The 11,816-nt window shown below is 71.8% G+C and carries 8 protein-coding genes; 3 read left to right on the forward strand and 5 right to left on the reverse strand.

The annotated features are described in order from the left end of the window. Together CWC38_RS08810 and CWC38_RS08815 are read left to right on the forward strand one after the other, a co-directional pair. Positions 1-1,184, forward strand: a 1,184-nt coding sequence (locus CWC38_RS08810) for a hypothetical protein (RefSeq protein WP_121846396.1), incomplete at its 5' end; no start/stop codon positions are given. Between the two features lie 88 nt (positions 1,185-1,272). Continuing rightward, on the forward strand, positions 1,273-2,031 hold the full coding sequence (locus CWC38_RS08815) for a metal-dependent transcriptional regulator (RefSeq protein WP_121846397.1): 759 nt from the start codon (positions 1,273-1,275) through the stop codon (positions 2,029-2,031). A gap of 13 nt (positions 2,032-2,044) precedes the next feature. Here the strand turns inward: CWC38_RS08815 and CWC38_RS08820 are convergent, their stop codons facing one another. Then, positions 2,045-3,169 carry a lipid II:glycine glycyltransferase FemX gene (locus CWC38_RS08820; RefSeq protein WP_240625184.1) on the reverse strand — a complete coding sequence of 375 codons (1,125 nt, stop codon included), beginning with the start codon at positions 3,167-3,169 and terminating at the stop codon, positions 2,045-2,047. Positions 3,170-3,495: 326 nt separating this feature from the next. Here CWC38_RS08820 and CWC38_RS08825 point away from each other — a divergent pair, with 326 nt between their 5' ends. Next, positions 3,496-5,034: an LTA synthase family protein gene (locus tag CWC38_RS08825; protein ID WP_121846398.1), complete on the forward strand. Its 1,539-nt coding sequence runs from the start codon at positions 3,496-3,498 to the stop codon at positions 5,032-5,034. 215 nt (positions 5,035-5,249) lie between these two features. On the opposite strand, the gene pgm is transcribed toward CWC38_RS08825, so the two are convergent. The 4 genes from pgm to gabT all read right to left on the reverse strand — a co-directional run bounded on the left by pgm (position 5,250) and on the right by gabT (position 11,766). Beyond that, positions 5,250-6,884, reverse strand: a complete 1,635-nt coding sequence (gene pgm / locus CWC38_RS08830; RefSeq protein ID WP_121846399.1) for a phosphoglucomutase (alpha-D-glucose-1,6-bisphosphate-dependent) — start codon at positions 6,882-6,884, stop codon at positions 5,250-5,252. A 184-nt stretch (positions 6,885-7,068) separates the two neighbouring features. Next, the gene (locus tag CWC38_RS08835; RefSeq protein WP_121846400.1) at positions 7,069-8,589 is read right to left on the reverse strand and encodes an amidase; all 1,521 of its coding nucleotides are present in this window, start codon (positions 8,587-8,589) and stop codon (positions 7,069-7,071) included. Positions 8,590-8,730: 141 nt separating this feature from the next. Further along, positions 8,731-10,212, reverse strand: coding sequence for an amino acid permease (locus tag CWC38_RS08840; protein ID WP_121846401.1), 1,482 nt, complete (start codon positions 10,210-10,212; stop codon positions 8,731-8,733). 210 nt (positions 10,213-10,422) lie between these two features. Further along, positions 10,423-11,766 carry a 4-aminobutyrate--2-oxoglutarate transaminase gene (gene gabT, locus CWC38_RS08845; RefSeq protein WP_121846402.1) on the reverse strand — a complete coding sequence of 448 codons (1,344 nt, stop codon included), beginning with the start codon at positions 11,764-11,766 and terminating at the stop codon, positions 10,423-10,425. Positions 11,767-11,816 lie beyond the last annotated feature (50 nt).

The following is an 11,816-nucleotide window of genomic DNA, read 5'->3' on the forward strand; positions in this document are numbered from 1 at the left end:
ATCCCATGCCCCGTCACTCACTCGCCCCCACGCCCCGGGTGGAAACCCTGCGCTCCGAGCTCCGCGGTCTTGGTCTGCCGCTCGTGCTGGAGCCCCGAGCCCGGCTGCACGGCCTGCTGGCCCGCAGCGCACCCGCACTGATGGGCGTGCTGACGTGCCTGGTGGGCATCGACGTCTTCGTGCTCAACATGGCGGACGTCCCCCCGGAGCAGCTGGCGCAACCGTTGGACGAGGACCTGCTGCTGGCGGGCGTCGGCATCCTGATCATGGTCTGCTTCCCCGTCACGTGGTGGGTGCTGCGCCTGGTCCTGCGCCACTGCTCCCGCACCGTGGGAAACGTGGTGGGTGCGGTGCTGCTGGCCACCGTGCTGCTCATTCCGTGGCTGGCCTCCCCGGAGGACGGCATCTCCCTGGGGGATGTGCTGATCATCCTGGGGCTGCTCTTCCTGGCCATGTACTGGGGAGTGGATACCGTCCTCTCCTGGGCCACCCGCCGGGCCGCACGGGAGCTGAACCACCTGGGGTCCATGGTGGGCCGCGTGCTGCCCATCCTGATGCTCGCCCTGCTGTTCTCGTTCTTCAACGCGGAGATCTGGCAGGTGGTGGCGCAGCTGTCCGTGGCCAGGACCTGGGCGATCGTGGGGGTCATGGGTCTGCTGGGCATCGCCCTGGCCACCCTCAACGCCAAGGACGAGATCTCCCAGATCATCCGCACCTACGACGCCCAGGAGGGCGGCACGGACCTGCGCCCCCTGGAGCGTGCCAACATCACGGCCATGTGCGTGCTCATCAGCATCATCCAGGTGACCCTGCTGGGCGTGGTGGTGTTCGTGTTCTACGTGGTTTTCGGGGTGCTCTCGGTGTCCCCGGTGACCGCCACCCAGTGGATCGGCAGCCCGCCCGCGCGGCTGGACGGCATCCTCGCGGCCCTTCCCGTCTCCCTCCCGCTCGTGCAGGTGTGCCTGGTGCTGAGCGCGTTCAGCGCCCTGAACTTCATCGTCAGCATCGGCACGGACACCACGTACCGCGCCACGTTCCTGGAGCCGGCGCTGGACGAGGTCCGCAAGGGCCTGGTGGCGCGGGACGAGTACACCGCCCTGCGGGACGGCCGCACGCCCCCGGCGCCGCGGGGCACCGAGGCTCCTTCGACGACGCACCGGCCCTCCGGGGCAGCGTCCGTCTGAGACCAGCGCGCCGCCGCTGGGGATCCACCGGCACCCAGGACGATGCGGAGCCCTCGGTTCCGTCACGCCACCCCGCTACCCTGAACTCGTGCACCCCGCCGAGCTGAGCGCCTCCACCCAGGACTACGTCAAGACCATCTGGCGGCTGGGCGAGTGGGAGCCGGAGCGGGTGACGACGACGTCGCTCGCCGCCCAGATGGGGCTGGCCCCGTCCACGGTGTCGGAGGCCCTGAAGAAGCTCACGGCGCAGGGCCTGGTGGTCCGGCCCTCCTACGGCGCGGTGCAGCTCACGGAGCAGGGCCGGGAGGTGGCCGTGCACATGGTCCGCCGGCACCGGCTCCTGGAGATGTTCCTGGCCACGGAGCTCGGCTACCCGTGGGACGAGGTGCACGACGAGGCCGAGGTGCTCGAGCACGCCGTCACGGACCGTTTCATCGACCGCCTGGACGAGAAGCTCGGCCACCCGCGGTCGGACCCCCACGGGGACGTGATCCCCTCGAAGGACGGGGTCGTGGCGGCCCCGAGCGCGCTCCCGCTCGCCGACGTCACCGAACCCGCGCTCGTACGGGTCACCCGCGTCTCGGACGCGGACCCGCGCACCCTGCGGCTGCTCGGCCAGCACGGCATTGGTCCGGGGTCTCTGCTCCGGGTGCTCCCGGGGTCCCTGCCCCAGCGTGGGGTGCGCGTGCGGGCGGAGGACGACGCCGCGGCGTCGGCTCCCGGGGGAGGGCTCCCACCGCGGGAGTCACCCGGGCCGCGGCGTCGGGATCCCTCGGTGGACGGCGTGGAGCTGAGCATCCTGGTGGCGGAGGCCGTGTGGGTGCACCGGGTGGCCCGAGCCCGCTGAGTGCGGAGGGGCCTCAGCCCTGTGGCTCCGCACCGCCCCGTGTGGTGCGCTTGCGCTCCTGGACCGCACTGCGGACGCGGGCGCGTGCAGTGGACGCGGTGTCCCGCGCGGTGCGCAGAACCCGATACGCGCCGTAGCGCGGCAGGGACACCGGTACGTCCCACGTTCCGCCCAGCGCCACGTCCGCGCCGCCGAAGGACCGCTTGAAGGCGCTGAAACCCGTCCACGGGTGGTCGGGGTCGTTCGGCGGGGCGATGCCGAAGAGGTCCGCCACGGACTGCCCCTGCGCCGCGGCGTCGAGCAGCGCCTGCGCGATCAGCGGCTGGTTGGGGCGCAGCTTGCGGGCCCCGGCGTCCATCCCGGAGTGCGCGAAGATGCGGGTGGTGGGGGAGTCGTAGGTGAGCAGCGCGCTGACCACGGTGCCGTCCACCGTGCTCGTGTACGCGGTGCAGTTCTCGGTGGGACCCAGGCTGCGGGCGGCGGTGCGCAGGTAGTCGCCGGACTGGGCGGTGAACCCGTTGCGCCCGGCGGTGCGGTGCAGCAGCTCCACCACCTCCTCGGCGGCCTCCACGCGGTGGGACGAGGCGAGCGTGATGCCCTTGTCCCGGTGCCGGCGCCACAGGTTGCGGTTGGTGCCCGTCATGGCCTTGAGGATCTCCTCGGGGGAGCGGGTGAGATCCACCCAGCGGGTGAAGGCCGGCTGGATGTCCCGCGGTGCGGGCTGTGCGCCGAGAGACCGCAGACCAGCGGCCAGGGACGCCGCGGTGGCGTTCTGCCGGCGCACGGTGTCGGAGAACGAGGCCCCGATCCTCGGCGGGCACTGCGGCTCCACGCGCAGCCAGGAGATGCCGTGATCCCGCGCTGCCTCCTGCAGGGACGCCAGAGCCTCGGGGAGCACGGCCGGGGTCTCCACCACCGGCCCGTACGGCGCGTACCAGAGCGGGCCCACGGCGGTGTGCTCCTCGACCACGAGGGCCTGCCACCCCGTTCCGCCCAGTCGGTGCGCCGTGCGGTCGAGGGACCCCTGGAACTCCTGCCACGCGGCGGACTGCAGCACGCTCGCCGGGCCGAGGACGGGTGAGGCGCTGGAGCCGGGGATCTGGACGGGGGCAGCGGTTGGCGTGGCCGGTCGCATCATGGGGGGAGTGTCCTTGGGGGGAGTGCGCCGGAAGCAACGTGTTCGTGGCGCGTGTGAGTTCAGGATAGCCGCCTCTGGTGGGAGGGGACTGGGGGCAGGTGGGCGCGAGGCGCGAGGCACGCGGCGCAGACCGCACCCCGCGGGCGACCTCCCGGTGACCGGGAAATGTCCTACCCTGGAACAACGGGTGAACGGAGCACCGCCCCCCGGTCCCGGGACGTCGGCGGATGCTGGGACACCGGCGGGTGCTGAGACGACGGCGGGCGCTGCGGCGCCGCTGTGTGCGCCCGCCACCCTGCCCACCGACGTGGACCACGAGGAGACGAATGTCCGGGCGAACCGCGCGCGTGATCCGGCGTGCTGCTCCGGTGCTGGCCAGAAGCACCGGCTACCTGCTGCTCTGGGCGGGTCTGGTGCTGCTCGCGGCGGCCTCCGTGATCCGGCACTACTGGGGGCCCATCTCCGTGGGTCAGATGAAGCTGAACCTGGTCTCCGTGCAGGCCGACGGCGGCGGCGGTTCCATCGTGTGGGTCGCCATCACCGCGATCGGCGTGCTGCCCGTCCTGATCACCGGGGCGTTAGCCGCGGGACTGCACGTCTGGCGACGCCGCTCCCCGGCCTGGCGCCTCTCCCGCCGGTCCCGCGCCGCGGCCCGTTCCGCGTCCGCCCTGGCGGTGGCCGCCGTGGTGATCAGCGGTTCCGCCACGTTCGCCTCCGCAGTGGGTCTCAAGCAGTACGTCAAGGCCGCGAAGTCCTCCTCGGACATCGGCGACTACTACGCGGACCCCGCCGTCACGGATTCCTCCGGCACGCGGAACCTCGTGGTCGTCTACCTCGAGTCCGGTGAGCAGACGTTGGCGGACGACCAGCTCTTCGAGAAGAACGCGTTCGCGCCCCTCGAGGACGTCACCACGCAGGCCGAGGGCTGGCGCAGCGTCCCCGACTTCCAGCAGTACGAGGGCGGCGGCTGGACCATGGCGGGGCTCGTGTCCACGCAGTGCGGGATCCCCCTGAAGGGTTCCGGACCGGGTGGCGGCGGGAACGACATCGGCGGCGGGATGGGCGAGTACCTGGGCGGGGTCACGTGCCTGGGGGACGTCCTGCAGCGGCACGGCTACACGAACGTCTTCCTGGGCGGTGCCAACTCCTCCTTCGCCGGCAAGGACGTGTTCCTGCGAACCCACGGGTACACGGAGGACAAGGGCCTGCAGGACTGGCGTGCCGCGGGCGAGCCCCCGGAGAACTTCCGCGGCGACTGGGGGCTGAGCGACGAGCGCCTCATGGCGCACGCCAGGGACGAGGTGGACCGGCTGCACGCGGAGTCCGGGCGCACGGGGCGGCCGTTCAACCTGTCCGTGCTCACACTGGACACCCACGAGCCCGTGCACGTCTACGACTCGTGCGACGTGGACACGCAGAACGAGGTCACGTCGGTCTTCGCGTGCTCCATGACCCAGGTGGCCGGATTCGTGCAGCACATGAAGGACCGGGGATACCTGCAGGACACCTCGGTGGTCGTCATGGGCGACCACCTCAAGCACATGAGCGCCGGGGACGCGTTCCACGAGCAGCTGGACGACAACCCGGACCGCACCATCTTCAACCGGATCTGGATCCCCGAGGAGACGGAGCAGACCCCAGTGCGTCCCGGCGCCAATCAGCTCGACATGTACCCCACCCTCCTGGAAGCCGCCGGTCTCCCGCCGCGCGACGGACGGGCCGGGCTCGGCGTCTCGGTCCGCAGCCCGCAGCTCCCGCGGGACGCGGCCCAGGCCCTCGACCCCGCCGCCTACAGCGAGTTGCTCGCCTCCCTCTCCCCGCGCTTCTACGCCCGCGCGTGGAACCAGCCGGAACCCACGGGGTGAGACCGCCGGCCGGCGACGGCGCACGGCCGGGCGAGCGTGTGGCGCGGCCGGGTGCGGGGTCGCCTGCCGGACGGGTGGCTCCCGGTGCGGCGGGGCGGGGCGTGTGACCGGTGCCCGCGCAGGTGGTGGCCTCGCGGAAGAACAGGAACGAACCCGCGCCGCCCGGCGCCCCCTGCGCACCGCGCCGCCGAGGAGTGCATCCGGGACGTGTGAGCTCAGCCGATGACCGAGTCCACGAGCGCCTTGGCCTCCTGCTGGACCTGCTTCAGGTGCTCCTCGCCCTTGAAGGACTCGGCGTAGATCTTGTAGACGTCCTCGGTGCCGGAGGGGCGGGCGGCGAACCACGCGTTCTCGGTGGTCACCTTGAGACCCCCCACGGGGGCCCCGTTGCCGGGGGCCTCGGTGAGCTTGGCGGTGATGGGCTCACCGGCCAGGGTGTCTGCGGCGACCTGGTCCGCGGAGAGCTTCTTCAGGGCGGCCTTCTGCTCGCGGTTGGCGGGGGCGTCGATGCGCTCGTACACGGGGTCCCCGAACTGCTCGGTGAGCTCGCGGTAGCGCTGGGACGGGGTCCTGCCCGTGGTGGCGGTGATCTCCGCGGCCAGCAGCGCCAGGATGATGCCGTCCTTGTCCGTGGTCCACACGGAGCCGTCACGGCGCAGGAACGATGCGCCCGCGGACTCCTCCCCGCCGAAGCCGATGGAGCCGTCCAGCAGACCCGGCACGAACCACTTGAAGCCCACGGGGACCTCGTCCAGGCGGCGTCCGAGGGATTCCGCCACGCGGTCGATGATCGAGGACGAGACGAGGGTCTTGCCCACGCCCGCGTCCGCGCGCCAGCCCTCGCGCGTGCGGTAGAGGTAGTCGATGGCCACCGCGAGGTAGTGGTTGGGGTTCATCAGCCCGGCGTCCGGGGTGACGATGCCGTGGCGGTCGCTGTCGGCGTCGTTGCCGGTGGCCACGTCGTACTTCGACCGGTTGCCGATGAGCGAGGCCATGGCGGACGGGGAGGAGCAGTCCATGCGGATCTTCTCGTCCCAGTCCAGGGTCATGAACGCCCACTGCGGGTCCACCGTGGAGTTCACCACCTCCAGGTTCAGCTCGAAGCGCCGGCCGATCTCCTCCCAGTACGCCACGGAGGCGGAGCCCATGGGGTCCGCCCCGATGTGCACCCCGGCGGCCTTGATGGCGTCCAGGTCGATGATCTCCGGCAGCGCGGAGACGTAGCTGTCCAGGAAGTCGAACGTGCCGGTGGTCCCTGCCGCCTTGGCCTCCTCCAGGCCCACGCGCCGCACGCCGTCCAGCCCGGCCTCGATGAGCTCGTTGGCGCGGTCCGCAATCCACTCGGTGGCGTCCGTGTCCGCGGGGCCGCCGTGCGGGGGGTTGTACTTGAAGCCGCCGTCCGTGGGCGGGTTGTGGGACGGGGTGATCACGATCCCGTCCGCCTGCTCCGCGGGCTCGGACGCGTTGTAGGTGAGGATCGCATGGGACAGCGCCGGGGTGGGCGTGTAGCCGTCCCGCGAGTCCAGCAGCGTGCGCACGCCGTGGGCCGCGAGCACCTGCAGCGCCGTGTCCTGCGCGGGCCCGGACAGCGCGTGGGTGTCCCGGCCCATGAACAGCGGGCCGGTGATGCCCTGCCCGGCGCGGTACTCCACGATCGCCTGCGTGATGGCCGCGATGTGGTGCTCGTTGAAGGACGTCTTGAGCGAGGAGCCGCGGTGCCCGGAGGTGCCGAACACCACGCGCTGGTCCGGGTCGCCCGCGTCCGGCACACGCTCGGTGTAGGCCGCCAGGAGCTGGTTGATGTCCACGAGGTCACTGGGTTGGGCAACGGTGCCCGCACGGTTGGTCATGCCCCCAACCTAGTCCCGATTCCGCGCCCCGTCAGGCCGGGAACGCAGGGTTGCGCCCGCACGCCACCGCAGGGGACGACGACGCCGCACGGCTCCCGGGCGCGTCCGTCACCCACGGCCCGGAGCGGGCGCGCAGACGGGGCGGATGCACTGCCTCGCCGTCGGCATCCGCCTGAGGGCGGCGTCATGCCACGAGGCGGGCCTGCGGCGTCGTGGGCGGGTCCAGCTGGGCGGCCAGTGCGAGCAGCCAGGCCTCCGCGGACGGCCGCCCCACGAGCTGCACACCCATGGGGACCGGCCCCGGGTAGTCGCCCGCGGCGGGCCCGGACCACGTGGTGGGAACGGTGAGGGCGGGCAGCCCGACCACGTTCACCACCGAGGTCCAGGGCGTGTACTGGCACTGGCGCATGTAGTCCTGGTCCGCGCCGGCGGGGTCCGCGAGGTCGTAGCCCTCGTGGAACCAGCCCTCGGGTCGCGGCGGCATGGCCAGGGCCGGGGTCAGGACCATGTCGAACCGTGAGAACTGGCGGATCAGGTCCGCCTCGATCCGGCGCAGCACACCGAAGGCGTCCGCGAGCTCCACCGCGCTGCGGGCCAGGGCGCGCTCGCGGAACGTGCGGGCCAACCCGGTCAACAGGTCTTCCGTGCCGTCCAGCGGGAGCTGCCCCGTGGCAGTGGTCCACAGCTGGGAGAACGCCTCGGGGTAGGCGGGGTCGTAGTGGATCTGCGCGTCCCCGACCGCGTGACCGAGCGCGCTCAGCCGCCGCACGCCCGCCTCCAGGGCCGTGCGGGCCTCGGGGAAAACCGTGATCTCGTACGTCTCGTCGAACGGGGAGGCCGTGCTGACGCCGATCCGCAGCGGCCGGCGTCCCCACGGCGGGGTGCCGTCCAGGGTGCGGCGCACCGCGTCCCGGAAGGACGGTTCCGGCACCGCGGTGACCGGGCGGTGAATCTCCTCGTGCCCGGGGGTGTGGCACAGCACGTCCATCAGCAGGGCGGCGTCCTCCGCGGTGCGGGCCAGGGGCCCGTTCACGCCCAGCTGCCCGATGTTCGACAGGGCGTCGCTGCTGGGAACCCGTCCCCGGCCGGGCTTGAGTCCGACCAGTCCGCACGCCGCGGCCGGAATCCGCACGGACCCGCCACCGTCGGAGCCGATGGCCGCGGGGAGTATTCCTGCCGCCACCGCGGCGGCCTGCCCTCCCGAGGACCCACCCGGCGAGCAGTCCAGCGCGAACGGGTTGCGCGCCGGGGGGAACATGCGGTTCTCGGAATAGCAGTTCAGCAGGAACTCTGGAACCTGGGTCTTGCCCAGGATGACGGCCCCACTGTCCTGGAGCGTGGCCGCGAGCTCGTCGGCGGAGGTCGCCGGCGGGATGTTCCCGGCCTGGTCTCGGGACGTGAGCGATCCCCAGCTCGTGGGCATCCCGGCGACGTCGTGCCCGTCCTTCAGCGCGGTGGGCACCCCGAGCAGGGCGGGGAGATCGCCCGAGGGTGCGGGGGTGCCGCAGGTGCTGCCGTGAGCCCGCCGGGCATCGGCCGCGCGGGCCGCGGTGAGGGCGCCCTCACGGTCCACGTGCACGAACGCCCCGAGGTGGGGGTTCAGGGCGTCGATGCGCTCCAGTGCCCTGCGCGTCAGCGTCTCGCTCGTGGTCTCGCCACTGTGCAGGGCGGCCACGGTCTCGGTCAGGGTAGGGAACTGCGCCACGGGTTCCTCTCGGGTGGGTTGGTGGTGGCCTGGCGCCGCCCCCCCCGTGAGGGTCCGCCCTGGGGCGGGCGGAACGCACCGACGGCCGGCACACGCCGGGACAGCGGACCGGTCGTGTGGCGAGCGGGGGAGGGGGGCGGTTCAGGAGGTGGGCGCGGACGCGTCATTGGCAGCCGCAGCGGCCCCGCGGCGTCGCAGGTTGCGGCGCACGAGCGGCCAGAAGACGGCGAGGACGGCAACGGCCACGAGGCTCGTCCACACCTGGGTGCGGCTGGCGTCACCGGAGACGAGCATGACGCCCACGATGGCCACCACGCACACGATCACGAAGATCCCGAGCCATGGGTGCAGCCACATCTTCAGGGACAGGTTCTCGCGCTCCGCCGGGCTCATGCGGGAGCGCAGCTTCATCTGCGTGATGGCCACGAACACGTAGACGAACAGGGCCACGAGTCCCGCGGAGTTCATGATGAAGTCGAAGATCCCGGACTCCGGGGCCACGAAGTTCACGATCACCGCGGCGTAACCGCCCAGCGTGGAGGCGATGACCGCGACCACGGGAACACCGTTCGTCGACTTCCGGGCCATGATGCGCGGGGCAAGCCCCTCACCGGCCAGGGCGGAGAACATGCGGGCGGCGGAATACAGGCCGGAGTTCAGCACCGAGCACACGGCGGTGAAGATCACCACATCCATGATGAGCCCGGCGCCGGGCAGTCCGAACAGGCTGAAGACGTGGGCGAACGGGGCCTGCTCGTCCGGATCCGGCAGCTCGTTCCACGGCACGATGGTCACGATCAGCAGGACGGAGCCCACGAAGAACAGCAGGATGCGCCACACCACCGTGACGGTGGCCTGCCGGACACCCTTGGCGGGATCCTCGGACTCCGCGGCCGCCATCACGGCGATCTCGGTGCCGAAGTAGGAGAAGATCACCACGGCCACGCCCGAGATCACGGCCCAGCCGCCCTGGGGAGCGAACCCGCCGTGCTCCCAGAGGTTGGGCACCGAGAACGAGGCGTTCGGCCACAGCCCCAGGGCGAAGAGCGTCCCGAGCCCCAGGAACACCACGATCACGGTCACCTTGACGCTCGCGAGCCAGAACTCCACCTCGCCGAACGAGCGCACGGAGATCAGGTTCGTGACCGTGAAGACCAGCAGCAGGATCACGGAACCGAGCCACACCGGCACGCCCGGGAACCACCCGTTGAGGATGGACCCGCCCACCGTGGCCTCGAACGCGATCACGCCCACCCAGAAGTACCAGTAGAGCCACCCCACGAAGTACCCGGCCCACTCGCCCAGACCCACGCGTGCGTACTCCATGAAGGAGCCCACGGCGGGCCGGGCGGCGGCCATCTCGCCGAGCATCCGCATGGCGAGGAACACCAGCAGCCCGCCCAGCAGGTAGGACAGGACGGCCGCGGGGCCCACCATACGGATCACGTTGCCGGACCCCACGAACAGGCTCGCGCCGATGATCCCGCCCAGCGTGATCATGGTGACGTGGCGGGAGCGCAGGGCCTTGTGCGTGACGTCCGGCGCGTCCTGTCCTGCTCCGGCGGGAGCCGGGGAGGACCCGGCGGGAACCGCCGCGCCGCGTGAGGGGCTGCTGTTGCTCATGGCCTGTCCTTTCGCCCGGCGCAGCTCGGGGAGGTGCCGGAGGGGTCGGGAAACGCGGAGGAATAGGTGAGTTCTACCACAGGACGGGGCCGTGCGGCGTCGTCGTCCCCGGCCCAGGAGCGCCGATGACGTGGGGAGACACGGCGAGAGCGAGCGGGCGGCCACCGGAAACCCGGTGACCGCCCGCTCGGCGTGTGCAGGAAGGAAGGCTCAGGCCTCGACCTCCTGGATGGCCGCGGCGAACACGCCGAGGGCGTCGCGCAGCAGGTCCATGTCGATCACCAGCGGCGGGAGCAGACGCACGATGTTGCCGAACGTGCCGCACGTGAGGATCGCCACCCCCTGCTCGAGGCAGCGGGCCGCGATCTGCTTGGCGGCATCCGGGTGGGGTTCGTGCGTGCCGGGCTTCACGAACTCCAGTGCGATCATGGCGCCGCGTCCGCGCAGGTCGCCCACCACGGGGGAGGACTCCGCGACGGAGCCCAGCTCCTCGCGGATGACCTTCTCGATCTCGCGCGCGCGCTCCACGAGACCCCACTCCTCGATGGTCTCCAGCGCGCCCAGCGCGGCGGCGCACGCCACGGGGTTGCCGCCGTAGGTGCCGCCCAGGCCACCGGGGTGCACGGCGTCCATGATCTCGGCGCGGCCCACCACACCGGACAGCGGCATGCCGCCCGCGATGCCCTTGGCGAAGGTCACCAGGTCCGGCTCCACACCCTCGTGCTCGGACGCGAACCACGCGCCGGTGCGCGCGATGCCCGCCTGCACCTCGTCCGCCACGAACACGGCGCCGTTGTCCCTGCACCACGCGGACAGCGCGGGCAGGAAGCCCTCTGCGGGGACGATGAAGCCGCCCTCGCCCTGGATGGGCTCGATGACCACGGCGGCCACGTTCTCCGCGCCCACCTGCTTCTCCACGAGCGTCAGGGCGCGCTGCGCGGCCTCGGCGCCCGTCATGCCCTCGGGATCGCGGAACGGGTAGGACATGGGCACGCGGTAGACCTCGTTCGCGAACGGTCCGAAGCCCTGCTTGTACGGCATCACCTTGGCGGTCATGGCCATGGTGAGGTTGGTGCGCCCGTGGTAGGCGTGGTCGAAGACGACCACGGCCTGCCGCTTGGTGTGCACGCGCGCGATCTTCACGGCGTTCTCCACGGCCTCGGAGCCGGAGGTGAACAGTGCCGTGCGCTTGTCGAACGACCCCGGGGTCAGCTGGGCCATCTTCTCGCCCACGGCCACGTAGTCCTCGTACGGGGTGACCATGAAGCACGTGTGCGTGAACTTGGCCACAGCGTCCTGGACGCGCTGCACCACCTTGGGGGCGGAGGCGCCCACGGAGGTCACGGCGATGCCGGAGCCGAGGTCCACCATCTGGTTGCCGTCCACGTCCTTGATCACGCCGCCGTCCAGCTCGTCCGCGAAGACGGGCAGGGAGGAGGCGACGCCGGCCGCAACGGTCTGCGCGCGGCGCTCGGCGAGCGCCTGGGACCTGGGGCCGGGAATGCTGGTCACGAGCTCGCGCTTCTGCGGGAGCCGGTATTCGATCTCTGCCATCTCAGGACTTCCTTTCGTGCTGTGCCCGGGGCGGTGGTGCGCCCCGGGCG

This window comes from Kocuria tytonicola (genome assembly GCF_003687455.1).
GTDB lineage: Bacteria > Actinomycetota > Actinomycetes > Actinomycetales > Micrococcaceae > Kocuria > Kocuria tytonicola.